Raw genomic sequence first — 15,241 nt, forward strand, 5'->3', positions numbered from 1 at the left:
GGCGCCGGAGTCGGCGCGACGATGGCGGTCTACGGACGCGACGGCGCCGCGCGGACCTTCATCAAGTCTACGACCTCGCGAGCGGCCTCTGCGACGTCGTGGTTCACGACCTTGTGGTCGAACTCGTCCTGCGCCGCCAGCTCGACCTTCGCGGTCTCCAGCCGGCGCTGCTGCTCGGCGGAGTCCTCGGTGCCGCGGCCGATCAGCCGCCGGACGAGCTCCTCCCAGGTGGGAGGCAGCAGGAAGATGAGCCGTGCCTCCGGCATCGACTCGCGCACCTGGCGCGCGCCCTGCAGGTCGATCTCGAGCAGCACGGAGCGGCCCTCGTCGAGCGCGTGCTCGATGGGCCCGCGCGGGGTGCCGTAGCGGTAGGAGTTGTGCACGGTCGCGTGCTCCAGCAGCTCGCCGTCGCGGATCATCCGGTCGAACTCGGCGTCGTCGACGAAGTAGTAGTGCACACCGTCGACCTCGCCGGGACGCGGGGCCCGCGTGGTCGCGGAGACCGACAGCAGCACCTCCGGGTAGTGCTCCCGGATGTAGGTCGAGACCGTGCCCTTGCCGACCGCGGTCGGACCGGCGAGCACGACGAGCCGGTTGCGCCGGCGCTCCACCTTGCCCTCGCGCTCGATCAGGTAGTCGCGCAGCCGCAGGCGCTGGTGCCGGCCGAGGCCGCCCAGGCGCTTCGCGGGCGAGATCTGGAGGCGGCCCAGGGCCTCCTGCATCTTGGTCGTCCCGATCGCGGGCACGCTGAGCAGGAACTCCGTGACCCGGAGGCGGCCCTCGACGCCGTCCGGCTCGGCCGTCGCCCGGTCGAGCACGGTCAGCGGGGACAGCTCGCGGGAGGCGATGGCGGCCTTCACCGCTGCGCGGGCGCGGCGGGCGGCGACGGCGGCCTGCGAGGCGGCGGCGCGGTCGACCTCGGGCGGTGCCGGGCGCCGCGACGCTTCGCGGGACGACTCGTGGGCGGGCTCAGCCATGGCTGGCGCGCACCTCCTCGGCGCGGCGGTCGATCGCGTCGGCGAGACCCGACGGGCCGGCGTTCAGCAGCCCGCGGGACTCGCTCACGATCACGCCGGGGGCGTACGAGCCGAAGATGCGCGGCGCGTCGGCGACGAGAGCGCCCTGGTGGCCGAAGCCCGGGGCGAGCACGGGGAGGACGGGCGTGCGCGGTGCGGTCGCGACGTCGATGCCGTAGTCGGCGAGGTCGACGGTCGCGCCGAGCACGAGCCCGGCGGTCCCGAGCGCGTGCTCCGGCTGCGCCTGGTTGAAGGAGTGCACGTCTTCGATGATGGCACGTGCGACCGTCAGCCCGGCCCGCTCCCCCGACGCGACGACGGCCTGCTGGATCGCGGCGGCCTCCGGATTGGAGGTCGCGGCCAGCACGAACAGCCCCTTGCCGTGCTGCTCGCCGAGCCGCAGCGGCTCGGCGATCGAGCCGACGCCCTGGAACGCGGCGACGGTCATCGCGTCGGCCTCCAGCGGCGATCCGGGCGTCAGCCATGCCTCGGCGTACGCGGTGACGCTCGTGCCGATGTCGCCGCGCTTCGCGTCGGCGATCACCAGGAGCCCGGCCGCGCGGGCGGCGGCGAGCACCTCCTCCAGCGCGGCGTACCCGGCGGAGCCGAACCGCTCGAAGAAGGCCACCTGCGGCTTGACGATCCCGGCGCGGCCCGCCGCCGCCTCCACGACGGCCAGGCCGAAGGCGCGCACGCCGTCCGCCGAGTCGCTCAGCCCCCAGGCGTCGAGGAGGTGCGCGTGCGGGTCGATGCCGACGCACAGCCTCCCCCGGCCCGCGAAGACGGCGGCCAGCCGGTCACCGAAGCTCACGCGCGCGCTGCCCTCTGCCTCGCGTACTCCTGCAGCGACGTGACCTCGAAGCCCTCGCTGATCGCGTCGATCGACGCCACGGCGGCGCTCAGCTCGGCGATCGTCGTGAACAGCGGCTTGTCGCCGGCCACGGCGGAGGCGCGGATCTCGTACCCGTCGGCGCGCGCGGAGCGGCCGCTCGGGGTGTTGATCACGACGTCGACCTCGTTGCGCACGATCAGGTCGACGATGGAGTCGCCCTCCCCGCTCGCCTGCGCCTCGCTGTACTTGGCCACGACGCGGGCGCCGATGCCGTTGCGGTTCAGCACCTCCGCCGTGCCCTCGGTGGCGAGGATCTCGAAGCCGAGCTGCTGGAGGCGCAGCACCGGCAGCACGATGGCGCGCTTGTCGCGGTCGGACACCGACACGAAGGCCGTGCCGCCGAGCGGCATGCCGCCGTAGGCCGCGGCCTGGCTCTTCGCGAACGCCCGCGGGAAGTCCTTGTCGATGCCCATGACCTCGCCGGTGGAGCGCATCTCCGGGCCGAGCACCGAGTCGACGACGACGCCCTCGCGGGTGCGGAAGCGCTTGAACGGGAGCACCGCCTCCTTCACCGCCACGGGCGAGTCCATCGGGATGACGGAGCCGTCCTGGGCGGGCAGCAGTCCCTCCTCGATCAGCCCGGCGATGGTCTCGCCGACCATGACCCGCGAGGCGGCCTTCGCGAGCGGGATGCCCAGCGCCTTGGAGACGAACGGGACCGTCCGCGAGGCGCGCGGGTTGGCCTCCAGCACGTAGAGCACGCCCGCACCGATCGCGAACTGCACGTTGAGCAGGCCGCGGACGCCGATGCCCTCGGCGATCAGCCGGGTGGCCTCGCGCACGCGGTCGACCTCGCGGCGGCCGAGCGTGATCGGCGGCAGGGTGCAGGACGAGTCGCCGGAGTGGATGCCGGCCTCCTCGATGTGCTCCATCACGCCGCCGATGTAGAGCCGCTCGCCGTCGTACAGCGCGTCGACGTCGATCTCGATCGCGTCGTCGAGGAAGCGGTCGACCAGCAGCGGGTGGGCCGGGCCCACGATGCCCTGGTTGGCGACACGCTCGAAGTAGTCGGCGAGGGAGGCGTTGTCGTAGACGATCTCCATGCCGCGGCCGCCGAGCACGAAGCTCGGGCGCACCAGCACCGGGTAGCCGATCTGCTCGGCGACGTGCGCGGCGCTCGGGTAGTCGACCGCCGTGCCGTTGCGCGGGGCGAGCAGGCCGGCGTTCTCGAGGATCTCGGAGAACTGGCCGCGCTCCTCCGCCAGGTCGATCGCCTCGGGCGTGGTGCCGAGGATCGGGACGCCCGCGGCCTCCAGGCCCTTCGCGAGACCCAGCGCAGTCTGGCCGCCGAGCTGCACGACCACGCCGACCAGCTCGCCGCTCTGCGACTCGGCGTGGATGACCTCCAGCACGTCCTCCAGCGTCAGCGGCTCGAAGTAGAGCCGGTCGCTGGTGTCGTAGTCGGTCGACACCGTCTCGGGGTTGCAGTTGATCATGATGGTCTCGAACCCGGCGTCGTGCAGCGCGAACGAGGCGTGCACGCACGAGTAGTCGAACTCGACGCCCTGGCCGATGCGGTTCGGGCCGGAGCCCAGGATGACGACCTTGCGCTTGTCGCTCGGCTCCACCTCGGTCTCCAGGTCGTAGCTGGAGTAGTGGTAGGGCGTCAGCGCCGGGAACTCGCCCGCGCATGTGTCGACCGTCTTGTAGACCGGGCGGACGCCGAGGATGTGGCGCACCTCCCGCACGTCCGCCTCGCCGAAGCCGCGCAGCTCGCCGATCTGGGCGTCGGAGAAGCCGTGGTCCTTGGCGTAGCGGAGGGTGTCGGTGTCGAGCGTCTCCGCGGTGCGGATCTCCTCGGCGACCTCGTTGATCAGCACGATCTGGTCGATGAACCAGGGGTCGATCTTCGTGGACTCGAAGACCTGCTCCGGGGTCGCGCCGAGGCGCAGCGCCTGCTGGACGTCGACGATGCGGCCGTCGGTCGGGGTCTTGATGGACTCGAGCAGCTCCTCCACCGACCGGGACTCGGCGCCCCAGTGAAAGGACGAGCCGCGCTTCTCCAGGCTGCGCAGCGCCTTCTGCAGCGCCGACGAGAAGCTGCGGCCGATGGCCATGGCCTCGCCCACCGACTTCATGGTCGTGGTCAGCGTCGGGTCGGCGGCCGGGAACTTCTCGAACGCGAACCGCGGCACCTTGACGACGATGTAGTCGAGCGTCGGCTCGAAGCTCGCCGGGGTGACCTTGGTGATGTCGTTCGGGATCTCGTCCAGGCGGTAGCCGATCGCCAGCTTCGCCGCGATCTTCGCGATCGGGAAGCCGGTCGCCTTCGACGCCAGCGCCGACGACCGCGAGACGCGCGGGTTCATCTCGATGACGATGATCCGCCCGTTCTCGGGGTTCACCGCGAACTGGATGTTGCAGCCGCCGGTGTCGACGCCGACCGCGCGGATGATGTCGATGCCGATGTCGCGCAGCCGCTGGTACTCGCGGTCGGTGAGCGTCAGGGCGGGCGCCACGGTGATGGAGTCGCCGGTGTGCACACCGACCGGGTCGACGTTCTCGATCGAGCAGACCACGACCGTGTTGTCGGCCGTGTCGCGCATGAGCTCGAGCTCGTACTCCTTCCAACCGAGGATCGACTCCTCCAGGAGCACCTCGCTGGTCGGGCTCTGATGGATGCCGTCGCCGACGATGCGGCGCAGCTCCTCCGGCGTGTACGCGAAGCCCGAGCCCAGGCCGCCCATGGTGAAGGAGGGGCGCACGACCAGCGGGTAGCCGAGGTCCTCCGCGTACTCCAGCGCCTCGTCGACGGTGTGCGCGATGTACGAGCGCGCCACCTCGGCGCCGGCCTCGATCACCAGGTCCTTGAAGATCTGGCGGTCCTCGCCCTTCTGGATGGCCTCGAACTTCGCGCCGATCAGCTCGACGTCGTACTTCTCGAGGATGCCGTGCTCGTGCAGCTGCATGGCCGCGTTGAGCGCGGTCTGGCCGCCGAGGGTCGGCAGGATCGCGTCGGGGCGCTCCTTGGCGATGATCGCCTCCAGCACCTCCCACGTGATCGGCTCGACGTAAGTGGCGTCGGCGAAGTCGGGGTCGGTCATGATCGTCGCGGGGTTCGAGTTCACCAGGATGACCCGGACGCCCTCGGCCTTCAGCACGCGGCAGGCCTGGGTGCCCGAGTAGTCGAACTCGACGGCCTGGCCGATGACGATCGGGCCGGAGCCGATGACGAGGACGGAGTGGATGTCGTCGCGTTTGGGCATCAGTCGTTCTGCTCCTGGTCGGCGGCGGAGGCGGGGGCCGCATCCTGCGCATTGCGCTCCCTGACCATGTCGAGGAAGCGGTCGAAGAGGTAGTTGGCGTCGTGCGGGCCGGCGGCGGCCTCCGGGTGGTACTGCACGCTGAAGGCGTTGAGGTCGAGGCAGTTGAGCCCCTCCACCACCTGGTCGTTGAGGCTGAAGTGGCTCACCTCGACCTTGCCGAAGCCGGCCGGCGAGTCGAAGGTCGCGTCGATCGGCGCCTTCACCGCGAAGCCGTGGTTCTGCGAGGTGATCTCGACTCGGCCGGTGCGCTTGTCGAGCACCGGCTGGTTGATGCCACGGTGGCCGAACGGCAGCTTGTAGGTATCGAGGCCGAGGGCGCGGCCGAGCAGCTGGTTGCCGAAGCAGATGCCGAAGTACGGCACCCCGGCGCGCAGCGTCTCCTGCAGCAGGGCGACGTGGCGGTCGGAGGCGGCCGGGTCGCCGGGGCCGTTCGAGAAGAACAGCGCGGAGACGCCGAGGTCGAGGATGTCCTGCGCAGTCACCTGCTGCGGGAGCACGTGCACATCGAGGCCGCGGGCCGCGAGGTTCTCGAGCGTCGACTTCTTGACGCCGAGGTCGAGCACGGCGACCGAGCCGACCTTCTCCCCCACGGCGGGGACCGTGTACGGCTCGATGGTCGAGACCTCGGCCGAGAGGTTGCGGCCCGTCATCTTCGCGCCGTTCTGCACGAGGTCGAGCTGCTCGCTGTCGCTGAGGTCGAAGTCCTCCCCAGAGAACACGCCGGCGCGCATCGCCCCCGCGGAGCGGATGTGCCGCGTGACCGCGCGTGTGTCGATGCCGCTGATGCCGACCACGCCCTGCGCGACGAGGTCGTCGTCGAGCGAGCGCTGCGAGCGGAAGTTGGACACGACGCGGCTGGGCTCGCGGACGACGAAGCCCGCCACCCAGATCTGCCGCGACTCCATGTCCTCGTCGTTCGCACCCGTGTTGCCGATGTGCGGCGCCGTCATGAGCACGATCTGGCCCGCGTACGACGGGTCCGTCAGCGTCTCCTGGTAGCCGGTCATGCCGGTCGCGAACACGGCCTCTCCGAGCGTGCGCCCGATCGCGCCGTACGCCCGGCCCACGTACCGCGTGCCGTCCTCGAGGACGAGCACCGCCTTCTGTGCTGCGGTCACGTCACACCTCGCTTTCCGTCGAGCCGCCTGCGGCCTGCGCCGGGCGGATGATGTCCTGGATGGCCGCGGACACGGGGCCCGGGCCGGCCGGGTCCACGACCCGGAAGTAGCTGTCGGCGGCCGCGCCGCCGCTGGTCGTCCAACCGAGCCGGAGCAGGCCGTCCCGCTCCACCGCCCGGTCGATCGTGTAGGAGGCCGCGCCGACGTCGCTGAGGGCTCCGGCCGGCACGAACACCGGCTCCTCGCCCGCGACGCGGATGGTCACGCCGTCGGTCGCGACGCTGAGTGCGCCTTTGCCGCGGAACGACAGACCCGGCAGCGCCAGCCGCTCGAGCTGCTGGCCGGCCTTCGTCGTCGCGACGTAGAGCACGTCCGCCACGACACCCGGCACCGCGGCCCCCTCGGGCAGCGGGTAGCCGCCGCCCGCCGGCGCATCGCGGCGCACCCGTCGCCGCCAGCCCCACACGGCCAGCAGGACCAGCACGAGCAGGACGACGACCGTCACCACGGTCGGGAGGAGGCTATCCACGGGCCACCTCCGCGAGCTGCTGCTGATCCACTACGCGGCCGTCGAGCACGGTCGGGCGGCCGCGGTGGAAGGTGGCGACGACGCGGCCCGGCAGTGTGCGGGTCAGGTACGGCGAGTTGACGCCCTTGCCGGCGAGGTCGCCGGTGGAGAACTCGCGCGACGCGGCCGGGTCGTAGAGGAACAACTCGGCGGGCGCCCCGGCCTCGAGCGGGTGGCCGTGGCCGGCGAGCCGCCCGATGCGCGCGGGCGTCGCCGAGAGCACGCGGGCGATGTCGGCCCAGCCGAGCCTCCCGTCGTCCACCACCGACGCCTGCACGACCGACAGGGCCGACTCGAGGCCGACCATCCCGAACGCGGCGGCGTCCCACTCGCAGTCCTTCGCCTCCACCGGGTGCGGGGCGTGGTCGGTCGCGACGATGTCGATGGTGCCGTCGGCGAGGCCGGCGCGCAGCGCCTCCACGTCCTCCGCGCGGCGCAGCGGCGGGTTGACCTTGTAGCGCGCGTCGTACCCGGCCACCAGATCCTCGGTGAGCAGGAGGTGGTGCGGCGTGACCTCGGCCGTCACGTCAATGCCGCGGGCCTTCGCCCAGCGGATCACGTCGACCGAGCCGGCCGTCGAGACGTGGCAGACGTGGAGGCGCGAGCCGACGTGCTCGGCGAGGAGCACGTCCCGCGCGATGATCGACTCCTCGGCGACCGCCGGCCAGCCGGCGAGGCCCAGCTCGCCCGAGAGCGCGCCCTCGTTCATCTGGGCGCCCTCGGTGAGCCGCGGCTCCTGCGCGTGCTGGGCGATCACGCCGTCGAACGCCTTCACGTACTCCAGCGCGCGGCGCATCAGGAGCGGGTCGGAGACGCACTTGCCGTCGTCCGAGAACACCCGCACCTGGGCGCGGGAGTCGGCCATCGCGCCGAGCTCGGCGAGCCGCTCACCCGCGAGCCCGACCGTCACCGCGCCGATGGGCCGTACGGTCGCGTACCCGGCGGCCTCGCCCAGGCTGAGCACCTGCTCCACCACGCCGGCGGTGTCGGCCACCGGCGAGGTGTTGGCCATCGCGAACACGGCGGTGAAGCCGCCGGCCGCTGCGGCGCGCGTGCCGGTGAGCACGGTCTCGCTCTGCTCGTAGCCCGGCTCGCGCAGGTGCGTGTGCAGGTCGACCAGGCCGGGCAGCGCCAGCAGGCCGTCCGCGTCGATCACGGTGGCGCCCGCGGCGGAGAGCCCTGAGCCCACTTCGGCGATCCGTCCGCCGTCGATCAGGAGGTCGGCGCGCCGGCCGTCGGCCAGCGTTGCGCCGCTGATCACATGCTTCTCGTTCATCGTCCTACGCCTCCCGATCGCCACCGGACAGCAGGAGGTACAACGCGGCCATCCGCACGGAGACGCCGTTCGCCACCTGCTCCCTGACCGTCGAGCGGGGCGAGTCGGCCGCCGCTGCTGAGATCTCCAGCCCCCTGTTCATGGGGCCCGGGTGCATCACAATGCTATCGGTGCCGAGCCGGCCGAGTCGTTCGTCGTCCAGTCCCCAACGCCGCGCGTATTCGCGTTCCGTCGGGAAGAAGGCCGCCTTCATGCGCTCGGACTGGATGCGGAGCATCATCACGACGTCCGGCCGGGCATCGATCGCGGCGTCGAGGTCGTAGCCGATCGCGGCGGGCCAGCCCGAGACGTCGACCGGCAGGAGCGTGGGAGGCGCGACCAGCGTCACGTGCGCCCCCAGCGTGCGCAGCAGCCAGACGTTGGACCGCGCGACGCGCGAGTGCAGGATGTCGCCGACGATCGCGACCGAGACCCCGTCGAGGTCCTTGCCGCGGGATGCTGAGCCGTGGAGGCGGCGGCGCATCGTGAACGCGTCCAGCAGCGCCTGCGTGGGATGCTCGTGCATCCCGTCGCCCGCGTTGACGATGCCGGCGTCGATCCAGCCGCTGGTCGCCAGCGTGTGCGGGGCCCCGGAGGCGCTGTGCCGCACCACGACGCCGTCGGCGCCCATCGCGGCCAGGGTCTGCGCCGTGTCCTTGAGGCTCTCGCCCTTGGAGACGCTCGACCCCTTCGCCGAGAAGTTGATCACGTCGGCCGAGAGCCGCTTGGCCGCCGCCTCGAACGAGATGCGCGTGCGGGTCGAGTCCTCGAAGAACAGGTTCACGACGGTCCGGCCGCGCAGCGTCGGCAGCTTCTTGACCTCGCGCTCCTGCACGTCGGCCATGTCCTCGGCGACGTCGAGCAGGCGCAGGGCGTCCTCGCGGGAGAGGGTCTTGGTGGAGAGGAGGTGCCTCATGCGCCGGCCTCCCCGTCGCCCTGGTCGCTCGGCCCCTCGATCGACACCGACTCCGTCTCGACGCCGTCGACGTCGGCGAGCCGCACGAAGATGCGCTCGGAGGCCGCGGACGGGAGGTTCTTGCCCACGAAGTCCGCCCTGATCGGCAGCTCGCGGTGTCCGCGGTCGACCAGAACGGCGAGCCGCACGGCCCGCGGCCGGCCCAGGTCGTTGAGCGCGTCGAGCGCGGCACGGATGGTGCGGCCCGAGTAGAGGACGTCGTCCACCAGCACGACGGTCTTGCCGTCGATGGAGCCGGGCAGCGCGGTGGGCTGCGGCGTGCGGGTGGGGTTCCGCGACAGATCGTCGCGGTACATGGTCACGTCCAGCGAGCCGACGATGGCGGCCGCATCGGCGACCTTCTGCGGCTCGATGCGCTGGATGCTCTCGGCGATCCGCCGGGCGAGCACGACGCCGCGCGTCGGGATGCCCAGGATCACCAGGTCGTCGGTTCCCCGGTTCGACTCCAGGATCTCGTGGGAGATCCGGGTCAACGCCCGGGCGATGTCAGCCTGCTGCAGCACGGTGCGCGCTGTCATGCCGACCTCCTTCCCCGCCTCACAGGACGGCTGTTAAAGGATGTCTGTCGACGGACGAGCCTATCAGTGCTCCGACGACGATCAGCGCTCCGACGATCAGTGCGACGAGAGGAAGTCCTCGAACTTCTTGGCGTCGCTGATGCTGCCGGTGTACTGCTTGCCGTTCACCAGTACCGTCGGGGTGCCCTCGATGCGGTCGAGCACCTTCGTCCCGTCGACCTCGATCGGGCCCTCCTGCGACTGCGCGGTGTTCGCCTGCGCCCAGGCCTGGTACGGCCCGCTGCGGTCGAGGCAGCCGCTGATGTCGGCGATGCCGAGGTCGGAGGCGCGCTTCGCGAGCTGCTCGTCGGTGAGGCCGTTGGACCCCTCCTCCGGCTGGTCGGTGAAGAGGGCCTGGTAGTAGTCGAGCACGCGCGTGGAGTCGTGCACGCCGACGCAGACCAGGGCCGCAGCCGCGCGGGTGGAGTACCCGGTGCCGTTGGAGGCGCGGTCCAGGAACGTCAGCGGGTGCAGCCGCAGCGTGACCTCGCCGTCGTTCACGGCGTTCGCGAGCGTGTCGCCGTTGGCCTTCTCGAACGCGCCGCACACCGGGCACATCGCGTCGAACCAGATGTCGACCGTCTTCTCCCCGCTGCCGGCGGCGAGGAAGCGACCGTCGAAGTCGACGGCGCCGTCCGTGCCCGTCGGCGGCTTGGCGGTCGCGACCGGGACCGACGAGTTGCCGCCGAGCAGCGCGCAGCCGGCGGTGCCGGTCAGCAGCGCCGCAGCGACGGCGACGGCCGCGAGGGCGCGGCGGGCGGCCCTCACTGCGCCTTCTTCTTCGGCTGGGACTGCGCGATCTTCGCCAGGAGCCCGTTTACGAAGCCGGCGGAGTCGTCGGTCGACAGCACGGTCGCCGCCTCCACCGCCTCCGAGATGGCGACGCCGTCCGGCACCTCGTCGTTGAACAGCAGCTCCCACACGCCGATGCGGAGGATGGCGCGGTCGACGGCGGGCATGCGGGCGAGCGTCCAGCCCTGCGCGTACGTCTCGATCTGCTCGTCGATCTCGTCCTGGTGGTCGACGATCCCGTCGAGGATCTCGCGGGCGTACAGCCACGACGCCTCACGTGCGGGCTCGTTGACCGCCCGCTCGGCGGCGACCGCCAGGGCCTGCGGCAGCGGCTGCTGACGCAGGTCGGCGCTGTAGAGCACGTCGAGCGCGCGCTTGCGCGCCTTGGTCCTGGCGCTCACTAGTCGTTGACGCGGCCGAGGTAGTCGCCGGTGCGGGTGTCGACCTTGACCTTGGTGCCGGTGTTGAGGAACAGCGGGACCTGGATCTGGTAGCCCGTCTCCACGGTCGCCGGCTTGGTGCCGCCGGTGGAGCGGTCGCCCTGCAGGCCCGGCTCGGTGTAGGTGATCTCCAGAACGACGGAGGCCGGGAGCTCGACGTAGAGCGGCGAGCCCTCGTGCAGCGCGACCGTAACGTTCTGGTTCTCGAGCATGAAGTTGGCGGCGTCGCCGACGACCGGGCCCGGGATGGTGATCTGGTCGTAGTCGCTGGTGTCCATGAAGACGAAGTCGGCGCCGTCCTGGTACAGGTACTGGTAGTCGCGACGGTCGACGTTGGTGATCTCGATCTTGGCGCCGGCGTTGTACGTGCGGTCCACGGTCTTGCCGGTGGTGACGTTCTTCAGCTTGGTGCGGACGAAAGCTCCGCCCTTGCCCGGCTTGACGTGCTGGAACTCGATCACGCTCCAGAGCTGTCCGTCGATGTTGAGGACGATGCCGTTCTTGATGTCAGCGGTCGATGCCATGCGCAGGTTCCATTCACGTATGCGGTATGCGGGAAGATCCGGGTGGATGCGGCGCCCTCAGCACCGTCCACGGCGGGCCACGGCGAGCGGCGGCCCCCAGAGATTCTAGACGTCAGCGGGCGTTTCGGCGAATGTACGCGAGCGCCAGCCGGTACGACTCGAAGCCGAGTCCGGCGATGACGCCGGTCGCCACGGGGGTGATCACGCTGGTGTGACGGAACTCCTCGCGGGCGTGCGGATTCGACAGGTGCACCTCGAGGACGGTGCCCCCGGCCTTCGTCACGAGCGAGACGGCGTCGTGCAGCGCATACGAGTAGTGCGTCCAGGCTCCCGCGTTCAGGATGACCGGTGCGCCGCTGTCGGCCGCCTCGTGCAGCCAGCCGATCAGCTCGCCCTCGGTGTCGGTCTGGCGGAGGTCGATCGTCCAGTCGGGCGCATCCTCCTGCAGCACCGAGCGGAGGTCGTCGAGCGTCCCCGAGCCGTAGACGTCGGGCTCGCGGGTGCCGAGCCGGCCGAGGTTGGGTCCGTTGAAGACCAGGACGGTGCTCACTCCTCGCCCTCCTTCAGCGGACGCACCCGGATGGCCGACCACACGTCGTCCACGGCGAGGTTGCTCACCGCGCGCCAGCCGAACGCGCGTGCCTCCGCGGCGACACCGTCACGATTGATGTCGGCCTTGTTGCCCTTCGGGTACAGGTACCAGACGGCCTTGGCCCCCGCGAGTGCGGGGAGCTGCTCGCCGTAGCGCTGCACCAGCTCGGCCCGGGAGCGCGCGAACGTGACGACCACGGCAGCGGCGTCGACCGCCTCCGTCTCCGTCGCGCCCGTGGGCAGGGGCCCGACGACGGCGCGCTCCTCCGCCGACGCGGCGCCGATCACCGCGACCGCGTCGCCCGGCTTCGCCTGGAAGCGCTCGAGCGGTGTCTTCGTCGTCATGATCCGATCTCCTGGTAGGCGGCGAACAGCAGGCTCTGGTCGGGGCCGGCCAGCACGGTCGGCCGCGCCACGTCGTCGAGCACGATGAAGCGCAGCATACTGCCTCGCGCCTTCTTGTCCCGCTGCATGGTCGCCAGGAGGGTCTGCCAACGGCCGAGCGGGTACGACGTCGGCAGTGTCAGCGACTCCAGGATGCGGCGGTGCCGGTCCACGACCTCGTCCGGGAGACGGCCGCTCAGCCGGCCCAGCTCGGCCGCGTAGACCATGCCGACCGAGATCGCGGCGCCGTGCCGCCACTGGTACCGCTCCGCGTGCTCGATGGCGTGGCCGAGGGTGTGCCCGTAGTTGAGGATCTCGCGGAGGCCCTGCTCGGTGAAGTCCTCCCCCACCACGCGCGCCTTGATCCCGATCGACAGCTCCACCAGGCGGCGCAGCTCGGGCGACTCCGGGTCGGTGGCGCGGTCGACGTCGCGCTCGATGATGTCGAGGATCTCGGGCTCGGCGATGAAGCCGTACTTCACGATCTCGGCGAAGCCGGCGAGGATCTCGTTGCGGCCGAGCGAGGTGAGCGTGTCGAGGTCGCAGACCACCGCCGCCGGCGCGTAGAAGGCGCCGACGAGGTTCTTGCCCTCCGCCGTGTTGATACCGGTCTTGCCGCCGACCGCCGCATCCACCATCCCCAGCACGGTGGTCGGCACCTGCACGAGCTTGACGCCGCGCAGCCAGGTCGCCGCGACGAAGCCGGCGAGGTCGGTGACCGCTCCGCCGCCGAAGCCGATGACGGCGTCCGAGCGGGTGAAGTCGGCCTGGCCCATGATGCCCCAGAGGAAGGAGGCGACCTCGACGCGCTTGGCGGCCTCCGCGTCCGGCACCTCCGCCAGCAGCACCTCGTACTGCCCGAGCAGCGACTCGCGCAGCTCGGCCGCGGCCGCGCCCAGCGTCGGCGGGTGCACGACGAGGACCTTCGCGACGCCGGTGCCGAGGTACGGCGCCAGGTCGTGGCGGAGGCCGCGGCCGACGACGACCGGGTACGGCCGGTCCCCCGGGACGAGGATCTCGGTGGGGGCGTCGGTCATGAGTGTCCTTCCGTGTCCGGCTGAGCCGGCTGCTGATCCTCCACCCACGCGGCGATCTCTTCGACGATCGTCTCGATCGGGCGGCGGGAGGTGTCGGCGGTGTAGTCGGCGAGCGACTCGTACAGCGGCCGGCGCTCGGCGACGAGCCGCTTCCACGACTCCAGGTCGGTGACGAGCGGCCGCTTGGCGTTGTTGATCCGGTCCGCGATGGCCTCGGGCTCGACGGTGACGAGCACCACCCGCTTGTCCGCCAGGTCGGCACGGGTGTCGGGGTCGAGGATGGCGCCGCCGCCGAGCGAGACGACGCCGGGGTCGACCAGCGCCTCGGCGACCGCCGCGCGCTCCAGAGTGCGGAAGTGCGCCTCCCCGTGCTCCGCGAAGATCTGCGGGATCGGTCCGTGCTGCGCGACCACGACGGCGTCGGTGTCGACGAAGGGCAGGTGGAGGCGCTTCGCCAGCCGTTTGCCCACCCGCGTCTTGCCGGCTGCGGGCGGCCCGATGAGCACGACCGTCATCGGATCAGGCGGAGGGCGCGCTGACGCGCTCGGTGGCGAGGTTCTGCGGGATGCTGTCGAGGTAGCCCTGCAGGTTGCGGGCCGTCTCGGGAAGCGAGTCGCCGCCGAACTTCTCCAGGACCGCGTTGGCGAGCACCAGTGCGACCATCGCCTCCGCCACGACGCCCGCCGCGGGCACGGCACAGACGTCGGAGCGCTGGTGGTGCGCGGGGGCCGCCTCGCTCGTTGCGATGTCGACCGTGCGCAACGCGCGCGGCACGGTCGCGATCGGCTTCATGCCGGCACGGACGCGGAGCACGCTGCCGGTGCTCATGCCGCCCTCGGTGCCACCGGCCTTGTCGCTGGTGCGGACGATGGTGCCGTCCTCGGCGACGAGCTCGTCGTGCGCCTCGGAGCCGCGGCGCGTCGTCGTCAGGAAGCCGTCGCCGACCTCCACACCCTTGATCGCCTGGATGCCCATGAGCGCGGCCGCGAGCTGCGCGTCGAGCCGGCGGTCCCAGTGCACGTGCGAGCCGAGCCCCGGCGGGAGGCCGTACGCGAGCACCTCGACGACGCCGCCGAGGGTGTCGCCGTCCTTGTGCGCGGCGTCGACCTCGGCGACCATCCGCTCGGAAGTGGCGGGGTCGAAGCAGCGCAGCGGGTCGGCGTCGAGGGTGTCGACATCCTCCGGGCGCGGCAGCGGCGAACCCTCCGGCACGCGGACGGGGCCGATGGAGAGGGTGTGGCTCACGAGCGTGATCCCCAGCTCGCGCAGGAACGAGCGCGCCACCGCGCCGAGCGCGACGCGGGCAGCGGTCTCACGGGCGCTCGCGCGCTCCAGCACCGGGCGCGCCTCGTCGAAGCCGTACTTCTGCATGCCGACCAGGTCGGCGTGCCCGGGGCGCGGACGGGTGAGCGCGGCGCCGCGGCCGCTGTTCAGCACCTCCGGGTCGACCGGCTCCGGGCTCATCACGTCGACCCACTTCGGCCACTCGGTGTTGCCGATGCGGAGGGCGATCGGGCTGCCGAGGCTGAAGCCGTGGCGCACGCCGCCGGAGACGTCCAGCGCGTCCTGCTCGAACTTCATCCGCGCGCCGCGACCGTAGCCGAGCTTGCGACGGGCCAGGTCGGCACGCACCTCGTCGAGCGAGACGGGGACCCCGGCGGGGAGTCCCTCCAGGACGGCGATGAGTTCGGGACCGTGGGATTCCCCGGCCGTGAGCCAACGAAGCATGCTTCGATTGTGGCACAGCGCGGTGACCCGGTCCGCC

Annotated in this window: 16 protein-coding genes; all 16 read right to left on the reverse strand. The window is 71.6% G+C overall.

The features are described 5' to 3' along the window. Positions 1-29: 29 nt before the first annotated feature. The 16 genes from gmk to aroC all read right to left on the reverse strand — a co-directional run bounded on the left by gmk (position 30) and on the right by aroC (position 15,204). On the reverse strand, positions 30-977 hold the full coding sequence (gmk, locus tag P5G50_RS13485; RefSeq protein ID WP_301208336.1) for a guanylate kinase: 948 nt from the start codon (positions 975-977) through the stop codon (positions 30-32). After that, on the reverse strand, positions 970-1,827 hold the full coding sequence (gene pyrF, locus P5G50_RS13490) for an orotidine-5'-phosphate decarboxylase (protein WP_301208335.1): 858 nt from the start codon (positions 1,825-1,827) through the stop codon (positions 970-972). Before pyrF ends, gmk begins: the two co-directional genes overlap by 8 nt. Further along, positions 1,824-5,114 carry a carbamoyl-phosphate synthase large subunit gene (gene carB / locus P5G50_RS13495; protein ID WP_301208334.1) on the reverse strand — a complete coding sequence of 1,097 codons (3,291 nt, stop codon included), beginning with the start codon at positions 5,112-5,114 and terminating at the stop codon, positions 1,824-1,826. Before carB ends, pyrF begins: the two co-directional genes overlap by 4 nt. Beyond that, on the reverse strand, positions 5,114-6,292 hold the full coding sequence (gene carA / locus P5G50_RS13500; protein WP_301208333.1) for a glutamine-hydrolyzing carbamoyl-phosphate synthase small subunit: 1,179 nt from the start codon (positions 6,290-6,292) through the stop codon (positions 5,114-5,116). Before carA ends, carB begins: the two co-directional genes overlap by 1 nt. Position 6,293: 1 nt before the next feature. Beyond that, positions 6,294-6,821, reverse strand: coding sequence for a PH-like domain-containing protein (locus P5G50_RS13505; protein WP_301208332.1), 528 nt, complete (start codon positions 6,819-6,821; stop codon positions 6,294-6,296). Further along, positions 6,814-8,136 (reverse strand): dihydroorotase, encoded by a 1,323-nt coding sequence (locus P5G50_RS13510; RefSeq protein WP_301208330.1) that lies wholly within the window; start codon positions 8,134-8,136, stop codon positions 6,814-6,816. The genes P5G50_RS13505 and P5G50_RS13510 overlap by 8 nt, the downstream gene beginning before the upstream one ends. Positions 8,137-8,140: 4 nt before the next feature. Then, entirely contained in the window at positions 8,141-9,091 is a 951-nt protein-coding gene (locus P5G50_RS13515; protein ID WP_301208329.1) for an aspartate carbamoyltransferase catalytic subunit, read from the reverse strand. Continuing rightward, positions 9,088-9,669, reverse strand: coding sequence for a bifunctional pyr operon transcriptional regulator/uracil phosphoribosyltransferase PyrR (gene pyrR / locus P5G50_RS13520; protein WP_301208328.1), 582 nt, complete (start codon positions 9,667-9,669; stop codon positions 9,088-9,090). Before pyrR ends, P5G50_RS13515 begins: the two co-directional genes overlap by 4 nt. Before the next feature lie 96 nt (positions 9,670-9,765). Then, positions 9,766-10,476, reverse strand: a complete 711-nt coding sequence (locus P5G50_RS13525) for a DsbA family protein (protein ID WP_301208327.1) — start codon at positions 10,474-10,476, stop codon at positions 9,766-9,768. Further along, positions 10,473-10,901 (reverse strand): transcription antitermination factor NusB, encoded by a 429-nt coding sequence (nusB, locus tag P5G50_RS13530; protein ID WP_301208326.1) that lies wholly within the window; start codon positions 10,899-10,901, stop codon positions 10,473-10,475. The genes P5G50_RS13525 and nusB overlap by 4 nt, the downstream gene beginning before the upstream one ends. Further along, positions 10,901-11,464, reverse strand: a complete 564-nt coding sequence (gene efp / locus P5G50_RS13535) for an elongation factor P (RefSeq protein WP_301208325.1) — start codon at positions 11,462-11,464, stop codon at positions 10,901-10,903. The genes nusB and efp overlap by 1 nt, the downstream gene beginning before the upstream one ends. 112 nt (positions 11,465-11,576) lie before the next feature. Further along, positions 11,577-12,014 carry a type II 3-dehydroquinate dehydratase gene (locus P5G50_RS13540; RefSeq protein ID WP_301208324.1) on the reverse strand — a complete coding sequence of 146 codons (438 nt, stop codon included), beginning with the start codon at positions 12,012-12,014 and terminating at the stop codon, positions 11,577-11,579. Then, positions 12,011-12,400, reverse strand: coding sequence for a hypothetical protein (locus tag P5G50_RS13545; RefSeq protein ID WP_301208323.1), 390 nt, complete (start codon positions 12,398-12,400; stop codon positions 12,011-12,013). Before P5G50_RS13545 ends, P5G50_RS13540 begins: the two co-directional genes overlap by 4 nt. Next, positions 12,397-13,476: a 3-dehydroquinate synthase gene (gene aroB, locus P5G50_RS13550; RefSeq protein ID WP_301208322.1), complete on the reverse strand. Its 1,080-nt coding sequence runs from the start codon at positions 13,474-13,476 to the stop codon at positions 12,397-12,399. The genes P5G50_RS13545 and aroB overlap by 4 nt, the downstream gene beginning before the upstream one ends. Beyond that, positions 13,473-13,991 carry a shikimate kinase gene (locus tag P5G50_RS13555; RefSeq protein ID WP_301208321.1) on the reverse strand — a complete coding sequence of 173 codons (519 nt, stop codon included), beginning with the start codon at positions 13,989-13,991 and terminating at the stop codon, positions 13,473-13,475. Before P5G50_RS13555 ends, aroB begins: the two co-directional genes overlap by 4 nt. 4 nt (positions 13,992-13,995) lie before the next feature. Further along, entirely contained in the window at positions 13,996-15,204 is a 1,209-nt protein-coding gene (gene aroC, locus P5G50_RS13560) for a chorismate synthase (protein WP_301208320.1), read from the reverse strand. Positions 15,205-15,241: the final 37 nt, after the last annotated feature.

Source organism: Leifsonia williamsii, from assembly GCF_030433685.1.
Lineage (GTDB): Bacteria > Actinomycetota > Actinomycetes > Actinomycetales > Microbacteriaceae > Leifsonia > Leifsonia williamsii.

Coding starts and splice junctions, on each gene's coding strand:
- P5G50_RS13555 (WP_301208321.1), bottom strand. CDS start 13,991: ATGACGGTCGTGCTCATCGGGCCGCCCGCAGCCGGCAAGACGCGGGTG.
- gmk (WP_301208336.1), bottom strand. CDS start 977: ATGGCTGAGCCCGCCCACGAGTCGTCCCGCGAAGCGTCGCGGCGCCCG.
- aroC (WP_301208320.1), bottom strand. CDS start 15,204: ATGCTTCGTTGGCTCACGGCCGGGGAATCCCACGGTCCCGAACTCATC.
- carB (WP_301208334.1), bottom strand. CDS start 5,114: ATGCCCAAACGCGACGACATCCACTCCGTCCTCGTCATCGGCTCCGGC.
- P5G50_RS13515 (WP_301208329.1), bottom strand. CDS start 9,091: ATGAGGCACCTCCTCTCCACCAAGACCCTCTCCCGCGAGGACGCCCTG.
- P5G50_RS13510 (WP_301208330.1), bottom strand. CDS start 8,136: ATGAACGAGAAGCATGTGATCAGCGGCGCAACGCTGGCCGACGGCCGG.
- P5G50_RS13545 (WP_301208323.1), bottom strand. CDS start 12,400: ATGACGACGAAGACACCGCTCGAGCGCTTCCAGGCGAAGCCGGGCGAC.
- aroB (WP_301208322.1), bottom strand. CDS start 13,476: ATGACCGACGCCCCCACCGAGATCCTCGTCCCGGGGGACCGGCCGTAC.
- pyrR (WP_301208328.1), bottom strand. CDS start 9,669: ATGACAGCGCGCACCGTGCTGCAGCAGGCTGACATCGCCCGGGCGTTG.
- efp (WP_301208325.1), bottom strand. CDS start 11,464: ATGGCATCGACCGCTGACATCAAGAACGGCATCGTCCTCAACATCGAC.